Source organism: Siccirubricoccus sp. G192, assembly GCF_019084075.1.
Classification (GTDB): domain Bacteria; phylum Pseudomonadota; class Alphaproteobacteria; order Acetobacterales; family Acetobacteraceae; genus G192.
Genome location: NZ_JAHREN010000001.1, coordinates 3,858,449 through 3,871,509 on the forward strand (window position 1 = coordinate 3,858,449; position 13,061 = coordinate 3,871,509).

Here is a 13,061-nt window from a genome sequence, read left to right on the forward strand (position 1 = left end):
GGCGACCTCCTCATTTGGCGATGACGGCGCGCGTGTGGCGCGCGATCATCCGGTTCTCGTCCGTCGGTATGACATGGGCGGGCACGCGGCTGGCTCCGCCGGTGATCCGCGGGCCGTGCGCGGCATTCGCCACGGGGTCGAGCTCCACGCCCAGCCAGGCGCAGGCCTCGCACACCGCGGCGCGGATCGGGGCAGCGTTCTCGCCGACGCCGGCGGTGAAGACCAGACCATCGAGGCCCCCGAGGGCCGCGGCGAGCGAACCCACGCCGCGCGCCACGCGGTGCACGAAGACGTCGATGGCGAAGCGGGCACGGGGATCGGAGCTCGCCAACAGATCCCGGAAGTCCGAGGAGACACCAGAGAGGCCGAGCATGCCGGAGCGGCGGTACAGCATGTCTTCCACCGCGGCCGGGTCCATGCCCTCCTGCCGCAGCAGATGCAGCACGACGGCGGGATCGAGCTCGCCGCACCGCGTCCCCATCGGTAGCCCGTCGAGCGCGGAGAAGCCCATGGTGGTCGCGACGCTCCGCCCGGCGCGCATGCCGCAGAGCGAGGCGCCGTTGCCGAGATGCGCGACCACCACGCGCCCGTCCGCGATCTCCGGGGCGGCCGTGGGCAGGACGGAGGCGATGTATTCGTAGGAGAGGCCGTGGAAGCCGTAGCGGCGAATACCCTTCTCGGCGAGCGCGAGCGGGATGGCGAAGGCTTGGACGACCTCCGGCATGGTGTGGTGAAAGGCGGTATCGAAGCAGGCCACCTGCGGCAGGTGGGGCGCCTTCTCGAGCGCGGCACGGATCGGCGCCAGGTTGTGGGGCTGGTGCAGCGGCGCGAGCGGCGAGAGGGTCTCGAGTTCGTCCAGGAGGGACAAGGACGCTCGCTCCGGCCGGTCGTACCGGGGGCCGCCATGCACGACCCGGTGCCCGAGGCCCGCGAGCACCCTCCCGCCCAGCCACTCGCGGAGCCAGGGCAGCAGCATCAGCAGCGCCTCGGCCGGGGATTGCGGCGGCGCCTGCGCCAGATCGGGGCCGGGGACCGGGTTGCCTGCGGCATCTTTCATCCTCATGCCCGGCCTCACCCCGATGCCGTCCACCTGGCCGGCGAGAACGCATCCGTCCTCCTCAAAGATGGAGAACTTCAGCGAGGAGGAGCCGGCGTTGATGACACCGACCAGGGGACCGCCATCGCTCATGCGCGCGCCTCCGCCAGGAGCCGCGCCACCGCGACCGAGGCAAGGCGCGAGGTCACGCTATCGGCGCGGCTGGTCAGGATGATCGGGACTCGGGCGCCGAGGACGATCCCCGCGCTGTCCGCACCGGCGAGATAGCTGAGCTGCTTGGCAACCATGTTCCCGGCCTCGAGGTCCGGGGCGAGGAGGATGTCGGCATCGCCGGCTACCGGCGACACGATCTTCTTGACTGCCGCGGCCGCGCGGCTGATGGCGTTGTCGAAGGCCAGGGGGCCGTCCAGGACCGCGCCGGTGATCTGCCCCCCGGTCAGCCATCTTGCAGAGCGCGGCGGCGTCGAGCGTACTGGGTATCTTGGGGTTCACGGTCTCGACGGCCGAGAGGATCGCAACTTTCGGCTCTGCCACGCCCAGCGCCCTGAGCATGTCGACCGCGTTCTGGATGATGTCCGCCTTGGTCGCCAGGTCGGGCGCGATATTGATGGCGGCATCCGTGATGAACAGCGGCTTCGGGTACGAGGGCACGTCCATGGCGAAGACGTGGCTGATGCGCCGCGTGCTGCGGAGTCCACCGTCACGTGCGACCACCGCGGCCATCAGCTCGTCTGTGTGCAGGCTGCCCTTCATCAGCGCCCCGGCGCGACCCTCGCGGCAGAGCCGGACGGCCGCGGCCGCGGCCGCGTGCGGCGTGTCGGCCTCGACCACCTCGCACCCCACAAGGGACGCCCCGGCCGCGGCGGCGATGGACTCGAGCGTTTCCCGCGGGCCCACCAGGATCGGCCGCATCGCACCCTGCGCCCGGGCCTCGATCGGGCCCAGAAGGCTGTCGCGGTCGCACGGCCAGGCCACCGCCGCGGTCAGCGGCGGCGCATCGTTGCTGCGTGCCAGCAGGCGCTCCAGGTGGCGGTGGCGATGCATGATGATGTCCGGCCGCGCTTCGGGCCGCAGCGTCACAGGATCTGCCGGCAGGCGCACCGTTACGGCGCCTTCGGCAAGACGGCCCCGCTGGGAGTCCAGCATGAGCGCGACCGTCGCGGTGTCTTCGCTCGGCCGCGAGATCACCGTCCCGGTGATGGTGATCCGGTCCCCCGGAGTGGGGTCGGACACGAAGTGCAGTTCCTCGGACAGCACCTCGCAACCGGGGCCGGGCAGCCGGCGGGCGGTGAAGTCCAGGATCATGCCCTGGATGAGGAGCGCATAGGCTGCGTCGGGGAGGCGGTCCCGCTCCAGGTCGGGGGTACCCGACAGCGCCGCGACCAGGTCGAATGCGCGCTCCTGAAGCGTGTGCTCGGCGGAGGTCGTCAGGCCGACGAAGGCCTGGTCGCGCGAGAGGCCGACGAGCTGCTCGGCCGGGTCATTCCTGGTGCCCATGAGCTCTGCCCTCTTCCTGGATGCCACGCCTGGTTCGACGTGGTGACGCTTCGTGGCCCGGCCGCGGTATGCCCCTGCCAAGCCGGCGGTTGACCTGGCGACCGGGCCGGCAGCCCGCGTATTCGGCCATCGGCCTGCCGCCGAGTTCGCCGGTCCTCCGCACTTCGGTGTCGGCCCACCAAAGGAAGGGCCTTCGATCCAGCCGGGGCACAGCATCGGTTCGCCGCTATCGCGCGGCAAGGCCGGATGATGTCAATAATCTCCGCCGTCCGGCGGTCCGTCAGGTCTCCGGCGTGCGTGCGTCCCGTCCTTACAGGCAGGCGGAATGCCCTGCGTGTACCGGGCGCGCGTTCCGGCGCCGGTTGCGTGCCGGATGGCCGCCATCGTCGGAGAAGGCATGCCTGGGTGATCGGGCACAGAGGTGCGGCCCCGTCCGGCGCCGTCGTTCCACTCCTTCCTTGGACGGGCACGCTGTCCCTGATCCAGGGCGTGTCGCAACCGGCGCAAGATGCCCCGCCGTAATCGTGCCGCGGCTGCGCCGCCCGGCGCGGAGAAATCGCGCGCCGGGGGCGGCCTAGCGCTGCTGGCGTCCGGTGGCGTAGCCTTGCTGGTAGGCTGCCTCCTGCGACTTCTTGCTGTGGTCGTAGAGCAGCCCGCCGGCCAAGCCCGCCGCGGCACCCGCCGCCGCGCCGAGGCCAGCGTTGCCGCCGATCGCGCCGAGCACGGCGCCTGCCGCTGCGCCGCCGGTGGTGCCGGTCAGCGCCCGCTGCTGTGTGTCAGACATCCCGGCGCACCCGCCGAGTAGCACCGCCGTGCAGAGAATCGCGGCTGTCAGGGACCTCATGCTTCGACCTCCCTTTCCGCTACCGGCTGCCAGCACGGCACGGGTACTGCTGCGCCAGGAAGCGGACGAAGCCCTCGGCCGGCGGCTGCCTCATCTCGCCGGAGTTCGCCCCCGCCCAGCGCACGAAGGCGACGACGACGCTGTTCCGGCTCGGCGTGGGGTTCGGGACACAGAAGAGCTGCGGACCTTGCGGGCGTGCCGCGGCCTCCTCGCGCAGTACCTGGTAGACCCCTACCCCGAAGCCGTGGCAGAAGTTGACCGCTGCGGCCGCCAGGGGGTCGGAGGCGTCCGCCGAGCACAGCGCCACCAGGTCGCTGGTCGTCCGCAGGTGGAAGTTCTCCTCCGTCACCGCGGCGCCGGCCGTGGCCGGTAGGATAAGGGCCGCGCAGGCGCCCAGCGCCACGAGCCTCCGCTTCATTGCTCGCTCCCCTTGTCGTTTGTGTTCCACGCATGGGCCCGGGCCCGGCCGACGAAGAAACCCAGCCCCGCGCCCACCGACACCGCTCGAGATCCCCGTCGCGGTCCGTGGCCGGCACCGGTGCTCCTGCGCCGGCCAGGCGCGTGCCCATTCCCGAGGCTACGCATGCTCGAGCGCCACGCGAAGTGCAGACGGTGTCAATAAACCACGTTGAAGCCATTTCCCGCCGGGACGATGCGGATCGCTGCCCGCGCCACGCCCGCCGGCAGCCTCGACCACGCGCCAGTGCCACGATCGAGGGGCGCGGCGAATGCCGGGCATTGGCGCAAGCGGGTCGGCGAAGGCCAGGAGCGGCGGCGTTTGGCGGCCCGATCCGCAGGCCGAGGACGACCCTCATGCAACCGCCCCAGGCGTGCCCTTCCCGGGCGCACATCGGATCCCTGCCGCGGAGAAGAGCGGATTATCGATAGCGTAGTGGGATGTGCCGCAGGTCGGGGTCGATATACCGTCTGGCCGGGCGATGCGCGGGGGCCTGGCGGCGGCTGGGCGAAGCGCGAGGCCCAGCGTTCCACTTGGACCATCCGGCGATCCAGCCAGGGCAGGACGCCACGCGAACGGATGACCTCGCGCGAGGACAGGACCTGGCCTCGCTCGCGACACACCCAAGCCCCGGAGGAGGGATGCAGATGAACACCGCCCGACTGATTCCCGTGCTGGCCGTCGGAGGGGCGCTCCTCGTCGCCCAGGCAGTGCCCTCGGACGCGCTGGCCCAGGCGCGGCAGCCGCAGGGCGCCACGGTGGCCTACACCACAGAGGCGGTCGCGACCGTGGAGTCGATCGACCAGCAGGCGCGCAAGGTCGTGCTACGTGGCCCCGGGGGGGAACACCTTCGAGGTGCACGCCGGGCCCGCTGTGGAGAACCTCGCGCGGGTGAAGCAGGGCGACCGCGTCGTCGTGCGCTATGTCGAGGCGCTCGCGGCGAGCCTCGCCCGGCCCGGGCAGGGTGGCGGCGGCACCGCGACCGGGCAGGCCGGCGTCGCCCGGCATGCGCCGGGCGCTTCGGCGCCCACGGGCACGGTCGGTGGCCAGGTCCGCTCCACCGTGACGATCGACGCGATCGACAAGGCGGCGCATACGGTCACCTTCAGTGGGGCGGCGAACCGCGCGCAAACCGTCGCGGTGCGCGACCCGGAGATGCAGCGCTTCGTGGACACGCTGAAGGTCGGCGACCGCGTTGACCTCGCCTACACGGAGTCCCTCGCCATCGCCGTCGAACCGCTCTCCCGGTGAGCGCCTGCCCCTGCGCCAGCCAGGCGCAGGGGCCCCGGCCGCCCGAGGCCGCAGCTCGCCCGGCCGACACCACCTTGCCCTGCCGCAGTACCTTCCAAACTGGCGCACGCATGGACCGGCGCCATAGCCCAGCGTGCCGCGATCCGCTCTAGCTGTCATTGCCAAGGAGGTTGTCCTTGGGGATCCGGCTGAGGGGCGGTTTGCCCTTGATGGCGGCGTGCGGCCTGGCGGTGTTGTAGCCGTGCAGCCAGGGGTGCATGGCCTTGGTTCGATCGGCTGAGGTCTGGAAGGGCGTGGCGTAGGCCCATTCGCGGATGCTGGTCTGGATGAAGCGCTCGGCCTTGCCGTTGGTCTTGGGCGTATAGGGCCGGGTGCGCTTGTGCTTCAGGGCGTGGCTGGCGATAGCCTTGGCGAAAGCGTGGCTTTTGTAGGCGGAGCCGTTGTCGGTCATGACCCGCTGGACGGTGACGCCATGGGCGGTGAACCAGCCCAGGGCGGCATCGAGGAAGGCCACGGCGCTGTCCTTGCGCTCATCGGGCATCATGGCGGTGAAGGCGAGGCGAGAGGCGTCGTCGATGGCGACGTGGAGGTATTCCCAGCCCTTGCCGCGACCATTGCTCTGGCCGGTGCGGTCGCCGGTGATGCGGTGGCCAATGCCATCGATGCGGCCGAGCTTCTTGATATCGATGTGGATCAGTTCGCCGGGGTGCGCGCGCTCGTAGCGGATGACCTCGGGCTTGAGGTCGAGCGCGGCCAGGCGGTTGAGGCCGAGGCGGCGGAGCGCGAGCCCGACCGTGGAACCAGGCAGGCCAAGCTGACGGGCGATGGCCGGGCCGGAGCGGCGCTGGCGGCGCAGCGCCTCGATCTGGGCGGTGCGCTCGGCGCTCAGGCGGGGCGGGCTGGTGCTGGGGCGGGAGGAGCGGTCCCGCAGGCCAGCCTCGCCCTCGGCGGCATGCCGATCGCGCCATTTGCGGACGGTGCGCGGAGTAATGCCGAAACTGGCGGCCACCTGTGCCACGCTTTGGCCACCGCGCAGCCGGGCCACGATGAGCATTCGACTATGCGGCGTCGCCCGGGCATTCTCATGCGCGTCCATCCGGGGCTCCGGGCTGGGGGTTGCTGGCTTCGCAACCGCAGCTTCCCAGCCCAGCCCCGGAGGGACAACCTCCATAGCAACGACAGCTAGGCTCGGCCCGTTTGCCTGGTTCCTGTGGCAATCGGGCCGCGACGTTGTGTGTCCTTCCGCGGGCAACGAAGGCGTTGAAGGCCTACGCTCGCGCCCGGCTACACCATCGTAAGCGCGGCGACGAGGCCCGTGTGGCTCGCGTTTGACGGTCAGCCGTTGTGGTTGGGCGCCCAGCACCACGGCATGAGCTCGTCGATGTGGCCGTTGGGCCAGCCGTTCACGAGGCGGGTCAGCACGTCAGTGAAGTAGCGCTGCGGGTCGACGCCGTTCAGCTTGCAGGTCTCGACCAGGGAGGCCACGGCCGCCCATCTTGCCCCGCCATCGTCGCCGGAGGCGAATAACGCGTTCTTTCGGCTGAGACAGATCGGCCGAATGGCGCGTTCCACGGTGTTGTTGTCGAGCTCGATCCTGCCGTCATCCAGGAACCGCACCAAGCCGTCGCGATGGTTCAGCGCGTAGCGGATGGCCCCCGCGGTGGGGCTGCCGCCGGGCAGGCGTGCCAGTTGCTCCGAGAGCCAGGCGAACAGCGCCTCGACGAGGGGACGGCTCTGTTCCTGCCGGCCCACTCGACGGAGGTCAGGTGGCTTGCCGCGCAGCTCCGTCTCGACCGCGTAGAGGGCAGCGATGCGCTTCAACGTCTCCTGGGCGATCGGCGCGGTCTTGCCCCTCGCCAGTTCGATGAATTCCCGCCGCACATGGCTCCAGCAGAATGCCAGCGTGATGCCGCCATCCGCCGCGGCCAGCGTTTTGTACGCACCGTAGCCGTCGCATTGTAGGATGCCCTGGTAGCCGGCCAGCAGTGCTTTTGCATGCTCGGCGCCGCGGCCCGGCGCGTAGTGGAACACCACCGCCGGTGGATCGGTGCCGCCCCAGGGCCGGTTATCGCGGGCGATTGCCCAGGCATAGCCCTTCTTCGTCTGACCGCGCCCTGGGTCGAGGACCGGCATGGTGGTCTCGTCGGCGAACAGCCGCAACGAGCCGAGCAGGATCTCGCGCATCCGCCGGACCACGGGGACGATCTCCGTCGCACCCGTGCCGGCCCAGTCGGCGAGCACCTCGCGGCCGATCTCGATCCCCTGCCGCGCCAGGATCTGCGACTGGCGATAAAGCGGCAGGTGGTCGGCGTAGCGGGAGACCAGCACATGCGCGACCGTTGCCTCGGTCGGCATGCCCCCCTCAATCGTAAGCGGCCGTTTGAGGCCCGTCTTCCCGCGATGTGGGTGAATGTGCTGGGTCAGTCTGGAGCAGCAGGCTTCCGGGTGACGTTATGGATAGCGTTAAGGACGACGCGAAGGGTGTCGGTTATCGGCGGGTCGAAGTTCTGACGGGGCCTGGCCGGCGGCGGAGTTGGTCTGACGACGAGAAAGCGAGGATCGTCGCTGAGACGGCGGAGTCCGGCGCGAAGGTGACCGAGGTTGCCCGTCGTTGGCAGGTAAGCCCGCAGCAGGTCTTCGATTGGCGCCGGCAAGCGCGTCGTGCGCTGGCGGAGGCCACTGCGCCGGTGACACCGAGCTTCGTGCCGGTCGTCTCCGGACCACCGGCCCCAACTCTTGAAGCGGGGGGTGCAACGGTGCGCCAGGCGCCCTCGATCGAGTTGCAGCTGGCCGGCGTGGTGCTGCGCATTGCGCCTGACACCGATGAGGCTCTGCTGACGACGGTGCTGCGCGCGATCCGGGCCTCGGCGGCATGATCGCGCTGCCGGCCGGTGTGCGGATCCTGCTGGCGAGCAAGCCGGTGGATTTCCGGAAGGGCGCCCACTCCCTGGCAGCGCTGGCAGCCGCGGAACTCGGCACCGATCCATTCTCGGGCGTGGTGCTGGTGTTCCGCTCGAAGCGATCCGACCGGGTGAAGATCCTGACCTGGGATGACAGCGGCCTGGTGCTGATCTGGAAGCAGCTGGAGGCAAACACCTTTCGCTGGCCGCCGATCGTGGATGGCACGCTGCGCCTGACCGCGGTCGAGTTCGCCGCGCTGTTCTCCGGGATCGATTGGCGACGCGTGCAGGCGACACGGGAGATTCCCAAACCGAGCGTGCCCGCATAGAATCGGCGGTACGATGCGCGCCGCGGACAACGACACGCCGACACTGCCGGAGGATCCCGCAGCACTGCGCGCGCTGCTGGTCGAGACACGGGTGCTGGTCGACACGCTGACTGCCGAGCGCAACACGCTGTCATCCAGATGCGGCAGCGTGACCGCCGAACGCGACGCGCTGGTCGAGCGGAACGAGCGTCTCCGCCACCTGCTGCTGAAGCTGCAGCGCCGGCAGTTCGGGCGGAAGTCGGAGCAGCTGACCGACGAGCAACTGCAGTTCGCCTTCGAGGAGATCGAGGCGACGCTGGCCGAGAATGCCGCGGAGGCGGGCAAGCAGTCGCCGGCGACCCGCGAGCAGCAGAAGCAGCGCCGCCGGGCCGGCCGCGGCCGCCTGCCCGCGCACCTGCCGGAGATCGAGCAGGTGCTGGCGCCGGAGGCGACGACCTGCCCCTGCTGCCAGGGCCCGCTGGTCGAGATCGGCAGCGACACCGCCAGGCGGCTGGACGTGATCCCCGCCCAGTTCCGGGTCCTCGTGACCAGGCGCCCGAAGCTGGCCTGCAGGGCCTGTCCCGGCGTCGTGCTGCAGGCGCCAGCACCCGCCCGCCTGGTCGAGGGCGGCATGCCGACCGAGGCGACGGTCGCGCATGTCCTGGTGTCGCGCTACGCGGATCACCTGCCCCTGTATCGGCAGGCGCAGATCCTGGCGCGCCAGGGGATCGAGATCGGCCGCGCGGTGCTTGCCGACTGGCTCGGCACGGCAGCCCGCGAGATCGCGCCCGTGGCGCGACGTATGCACGAGCTCCTGCAGACCTCGCCACGCCTGTTTGCGGACGAGACCACGATGCCGGTGCTCGACCCGGGGCGCGGTCAGACGAAGAAGGGCTATGCCTGGGCAATCGCCCGCGATGACCGGCCCTGGGGCGGCACCGATCCACCGGCTGTCGTGTTCCACTACGCGCCAGGCCGCGGCGCCAAGCATCCGAAGGCGCTGCTGGCCGATTACCAGGGCATCCTGCAATGCGATGGCTACGCCGCCTACAAGACGCTGGCCGCGGCCAAGGAGGGCATCACCCTCGCGTTCTGCTGGTCGCATGTACGAAGGGGGTTCATCGAGCTGGCCAAGGGCAACACCGCGCCGATCGCCACCGAGACGCTGCAGCGCATCGCCGCGCTCTACGCCATCGAGGCCGAAATCCGCGGCAAGCCGCCGGAGACCCGGCAGGCCGTCCGCCGGGCAAAGACCAAGCCACTGGTCGATGCGCTGTTCGCCTGGTTCGAGGACCAGCTCGCGCGCCTGCCCGGCGGCAGCCCGACCGCCAAGGCGATCCGCTATCCGCTGAACCACCGCGAGGGCCTGATCCAGTTCCTCGACGATGGCAGGATCGAGCTCGACACCAATGTGGTCGAGCGCGCCATCCGGCCCGTGTGCCTGAGCAGAAAGAACTCACTCTTTGCGTCCGGCGATGACGGCGGAACGCGGTGGTGCGCGGCAGCCTCGCTCGTCGAGACATGCAAACTGAATGGCGTCGACCCGCAGCGCTACTTCACCGACCTGCTTACCCGCCTGGTCAATGGCTGGCCCAACGACCGTATCGACGAGCTGATGCCCTGGTGCTAGGCCGACTCGCAGGAGCCGCCCTCCTCAGCTGAGGGCGCCAAGGGTCCGTAGCCGCCGCTTACCCTCAATCAGGCGGGCCGGCGCGGGCTCCTGCATGACCACGCCGGGGCAGGCGCGACACGCCAGCTTCGGCCGCTTCGTCACGACGACGCGGAACTGGGCGGGGATCACGTCCAGCCGCCTGGCGGTGTCGCTGCCGATCTCGACCAGCGGGCCCTGGCAGCAGGGGCAGGTCGTCGCCTCCGGCGCCAGCACCTGCTCGACCCGTGGCAGATGCGCCGGCAGGCCGCCGCGGCCCTCGCGGCGACGCTTGGTCTGGTTATCGCGCAGCGTCGGAGACCGCTTGCCCGCCTCGGCCGCGTTGCCAGCCAGCGTCGCCTCGATCTCCTCGAACGCGAACAGCAACTGCTCCTCCGGGAGACGCTCGGACTTCGTGCCGAACTGACGGCGCTTGAGCTTCAGCAGCAGGTGCTGCAGGCGCTCATTCTGGCTCGCCAGTGCATCACGCTCGGCGGTAATGCTCCCAAGCTCGGTGCTGAGCGTGTCGCACCTCGCCAGCGCCTCGATCAGCAGCGCGCGCAGCGTCGCAGCATCCTCCGGCAGGCTCGGCGTGTCGTCATCCGCGGCGCGCATCGTGCCGCCGATTCTATGCAGGGACGCTCGGCGTGGGAATCTCCCGCGTGGCCTGGACGCGTCGCCAATCAATGCCGTCGAACAGCGCGGCGAACTCCACCGGCGTCAGGCGGACCACGCCGTCCACGATCACCGGCCAGCGGAACGTGGAGGCCTCCAGTTGCTTCCAGACGAGGACCAGGCCGCTGCCGTCCCAAAGCAGGATCTTGATCCGGTCGGCGCGCCGCGACCGGAACACCAGCACCGCGCCCGTAAAGGGATCGGCGCCCAGCACCTCGACGGCGAGCGCGGCCAGGCTGTGCGCGCCCTTGCAGAAGTCGACCGGCTTGGTGGCCAGCAGGATCCGCGCCCCGGCGGGCGGCGCGATCATGCCGCTGACGCTCGAATGGCCCGCAACACCGCCGTCAGCAGGTCGACGTCAGTGCCGGGCGTGACGCGCAGAACCGCGCCGGCCACCCCCACCTCGATTGATGGTGGCGCAGGCAATGGCAGAGCCGCCTCGGGCGCACGCACCGGCGTCTCCGCCACGACCGGCACGAAGCTCAGCGGCGCCACCGCCGCGCGCCGCATCTCCCGACGCCACGTGAACACCTGCTGCGAACTGACCTGCCAGCGTCGCGCCACATCGGCCACCACCGTGCCCGGCCGCAGCGTCTCCGCCACGATCCGCGCCTTGTCGTCCTCAGACCACTTCCGCCGTCGGCCAGGCCCGGTCAGAACCTCTACACGCCGATAGCCGCCGTCCTTCGCGCCATCGTTAATGTCGACCATAATGTCGGCCCGAAGCTCCATGCTCCACGCCGAACCAGCACATCTACCCACCCCGCAGGAAGACGGGCCTCGACGCCGCGCTTACACACCATCGGTGCCACTCCCCTGGCATCGCCGCCGCGCACAGGCCCGACCTGCCTGCTCATGGCTGCGTTCCCGCACAGCGAAAAGGAGCGCTCCCTCGGGAGCACGAAGGCGCGCATATGTCTGATACCCAGGGCAATCGGGTGAGTTTGTTACGCGGTGCCGCGGAGGAGTTGCTGGAGGTAGTCGGTGCTCCGAGCCCGGCCGCCCTGACGCCACTGCGGAGCGGCTGCTTGCGCTTGGGCGAGCGACAACGAGAACCGGGATCGTACCCGCCCTGAGCTCTGGGCCTTCGGTCCGGCTCAATCCTGCGGACGGGCGGGCGGCGGCAAGGCGGCGGCTGCCAGCGCCGCGCGTAAGACACGCATTCTCGCCTCCATTCTGGGGGCGGGCAGCCCTACCGACCTTCGCCCGCTGTTCCGGAAAAAAAGCCATCGGCTGTTGTTGGGCGGCGCCGCCCTGCGTTGCGGGCCACCTCGTAAGCCAATCCCGAAGACAGCCTCTGAAGACAGCCTCTCAGGTACGGTCGGCGGTGAAGGCGTAGTAGCAGAGGAGGCCGTAGATCTGGCCGCTCATGCGTACGCCCACCACGCGGCCTTCCATTGTGGCGTTGGTCCGGCTGCTCATCCCTACGATCGTGCCGTCGGGCCGGATGGTCGCGTCATACACGACGGTGGTGCTGTCCCGCAGCGTGGAGGCGGCTGTCGCCACCCTCGGGTGGGGCTGGACGATGGAGAACCTGTTGTCCCGGACCTCGACCACGAAGCGCGGGTCCGTTTCGCAGTCGCGGCGGTTCATCCCCCCGCTGGCCCCTGTGACCTCCAAGTGCCCCTCGTAGAACCCGTCGAAGGAGGGTGTCGCCGCCGGCATGGGTGCCGCGGGCCGAGAGGCGGGGCCGGCGCAACTCGACGCCAGGATCACGATCGCCACGCAGAGAGCGGCGTGTCCGATGGCCGGCGTGCCGGCCCTGCCCGATGCGCGCATCGCTGTGCTCCGATCCTCAGGAAGGTGTTGCTCGACGTGGGGCGTCCGGAGCAGGGGAATCGCGTCGCGCGCGGTTCCAGCCGCGTTCCTGGGGGAGGCCCGGTCCATCTCCCTATCCCCCGCCATGGGTGCTGTCCGGGGCGCTGGTGAGCCGTGCCGCTTCGCGGGCCGGAGGTGGCGCGGTGAGCGCCGGCCCTTCGCCCACCAGCGCCAACGCGAGGATCGCCCCTAGCTCTGGCACGTAGGAGGGAGGCAGGATCGGGCCGGTGACGCCCGGGGGCAGGGGCGCCATGGCGCGGGGAGTGTCGGCCAGCGGGAGCCCGGCGAAGCTGCACGCCGTGCACAGGATGGCCACCACGCCGGTAACGAGAACTCCGCGGGCGACGCTGGCCATTGTCGTGCCGTACGAAGTCGCCGGTGGCGAGCCGCCGTTGCGAGGGCAAGCGGGCGATCCTGCTGAGGGCATGCCGCCTTCCCTGCCCCCCCGGAGTCGGGATCACCTCGTGGCCGTCATGCATCGGCTTGCTCTGCCCTCTGTCCCGGAACGGAGCCCCGGACCCCATCGCCGGCGGCCGCAAGGACTTTGGACGATCCCGGCGTCGTCCTGGGTAAAATTGCTGTCCATTTTCTGCGATCCGCGTACCG

Annotated in this window: 14 protein-coding genes and 2 pseudogenes; 4 read left to right on the plus strand and 12 right to left on the minus strand. The window is 70.4% G+C overall.

All coding sequences use genetic code 11. The features are described from left to right. Positions 1 to 10: 10 nt before the first annotated feature. The 5 genes and pseudogenes from KSF81_RS18595 to KSF81_RS18610 all read right to left on the minus strand — a co-directional run bounded on the left by KSF81_RS18595 (position 11) and on the right by KSF81_RS18610 (position 3,816). A complete protein-coding gene (locus KSF81_RS18595; protein ID WP_217380246.1) occupies positions 11 to 1,189 on the minus strand; it encodes an acetate/propionate family kinase in 1,179 nt (392 codons plus the stop codon). Then, a complete protein-coding gene (locus KSF81_RS30000; RefSeq protein ID WP_309139732.1) occupies positions 1,186 to 1,497 on the minus strand; it encodes a phosphate acyltransferase in 312 nt (103 codons plus the stop codon). The genes KSF81_RS18595 and KSF81_RS30000 overlap by 4 nt, the downstream gene beginning before the upstream one ends. A 46-nt stretch (positions 1,498 to 1,543) precedes the next feature. Next, a pseudogene (locus KSF81_RS30005) lies at positions 1,544 to 2,770 on the minus strand (bifunctional enoyl-CoA hydratase/phosphate acetyltransferase); the annotation flags it as partial. A 358-nt stretch (positions 2,771 to 3,128) separates the two neighbouring features. Then, positions 3,129 to 3,338 (minus strand): glycine zipper family protein, encoded by a 210-nt coding sequence (locus KSF81_RS18605; protein ID WP_254453612.1) that lies wholly within the window; start codon positions 3,336 to 3,338, stop codon positions 3,129 to 3,131. Between the two features lie 79 nt (positions 3,339 to 3,417). Further along, on the minus strand, positions 3,418 to 3,816 hold the full coding sequence (locus tag KSF81_RS18610; protein ID WP_217380248.1) for a Rap1a/Tai family immunity protein: 399 nt from the start codon (positions 3,814 to 3,816) through the stop codon (positions 3,418 to 3,420). 930 nt (positions 3,817 to 4,746) lie between these two features. On the opposite strand from KSF81_RS18610, the gene KSF81_RS18615 reads away from it, so the two are divergent. Then, positions 4,747 to 5,106, plus strand: coding sequence for a hypothetical protein (locus KSF81_RS18615; RefSeq protein ID WP_217380249.1), 360 nt, complete (start codon positions 4,747 to 4,749; stop codon positions 5,104 to 5,106). Positions 5,107 to 5,254: 148 nt separating this feature from the next. Here KSF81_RS18615 and KSF81_RS18620 read toward each other — a convergent pair whose 3' ends face one another. Then, entirely contained in the window at positions 5,255 to 6,202 is a 948-nt protein-coding gene (locus KSF81_RS18620) for an IS481 family transposase (RefSeq protein WP_217377582.1), read from the minus strand. A gap of 239 nt (positions 6,203 to 6,441) precedes the next feature. Next, positions 6,442 to 7,473: pseudogene (gene tnpC, locus KSF81_RS18625) on the minus strand (IS66 family transposase); the annotation flags it as partial. A gap of 86 nt (positions 7,474 to 7,559) precedes the next feature. Between tnpC (KSF81_RS18625) and tnpA (KSF81_RS18630) the strand changes: the two are divergent. Genes tnpA (KSF81_RS18630) through tnpC (KSF81_RS18640) form a run of 3 tightly spaced genes read left to right on the plus strand, consistent with a single transcriptional unit; the run spans position 7,560 to position 9,944 of the window. Continuing rightward, the gene (gene tnpA, locus KSF81_RS18630) at positions 7,560 to 7,982 is read left to right on the plus strand and encodes an IS66-like element accessory protein TnpA (RefSeq protein ID WP_217378047.1); all 423 of its coding nucleotides are present in this window, start codon (positions 7,560 to 7,562) and stop codon (positions 7,980 to 7,982) included. Beyond that, on the plus strand, positions 7,979 to 8,335 hold the full coding sequence (tnpB, locus tag KSF81_RS18635) for an IS66 family insertion sequence element accessory protein TnpB (RefSeq protein ID WP_217378046.1): 357 nt from the start codon (positions 7,979 to 7,981) through the stop codon (positions 8,333 to 8,335). Before tnpA (KSF81_RS18630) ends, tnpB (KSF81_RS18635) begins: the two co-directional genes overlap by 4 nt. Before the next feature lie 13 nt (positions 8,336 to 8,348). Further along, entirely contained in the window at positions 8,349 to 9,944 is a 1,596-nt protein-coding gene (gene tnpC / locus KSF81_RS18640; protein WP_254453374.1) for an IS66 family transposase, read from the plus strand. A gap of 24 nt (positions 9,945 to 9,968) precedes the next feature. Here tnpC (KSF81_RS18640) and KSF81_RS18645 read toward each other — a convergent pair whose 3' ends face one another. The 5 genes from KSF81_RS18645 to KSF81_RS18665 form a co-directional block, all read right to left on the minus strand. After that, complete coding sequence (locus tag KSF81_RS18645) at positions 9,969 to 10,577, minus strand: IS66 family transposase zinc-finger binding domain-containing protein (protein WP_217380250.1); 609 nt, start codon at positions 10,575 to 10,577, stop codon at positions 9,969 to 9,971. Between the two features lie 13 nt (positions 10,578 to 10,590). Further along, on the minus strand, positions 10,591 to 10,947 hold the full coding sequence (gene tnpB / locus KSF81_RS18650; RefSeq protein WP_217377328.1) for an IS66 family insertion sequence element accessory protein TnpB: 357 nt from the start codon (positions 10,945 to 10,947) through the stop codon (positions 10,591 to 10,593). Continuing rightward, positions 10,944 to 11,369, minus strand: a complete 426-nt coding sequence (gene tnpA, locus KSF81_RS18655; protein ID WP_217377327.1) for an IS66-like element accessory protein TnpA — start codon at positions 11,367 to 11,369, stop codon at positions 10,944 to 10,946. Before tnpA (KSF81_RS18655) ends, tnpB (KSF81_RS18650) begins: the two co-directional genes overlap by 4 nt. A 579-nt stretch (positions 11,370 to 11,948) precedes the next feature. Continuing rightward, positions 11,949 to 12,524 carry an OCTOPUS family protein gene (locus KSF81_RS18660; RefSeq protein ID WP_217380251.1) on the minus strand — a complete coding sequence of 192 codons (576 nt, stop codon included), beginning with the start codon at positions 12,522 to 12,524 and terminating at the stop codon, positions 11,949 to 11,951. A 4-nt stretch (positions 12,525 to 12,528) separates the two neighbouring features. After that, the gene (locus KSF81_RS18665; RefSeq protein ID WP_217380252.1) at positions 12,529 to 12,810 is read right to left on the minus strand and encodes a hypothetical protein; all 282 of its coding nucleotides are present in this window, start codon (positions 12,808 to 12,810) and stop codon (positions 12,529 to 12,531) included. Positions 12,811 to 13,061 lie beyond the last annotated feature (251 nt).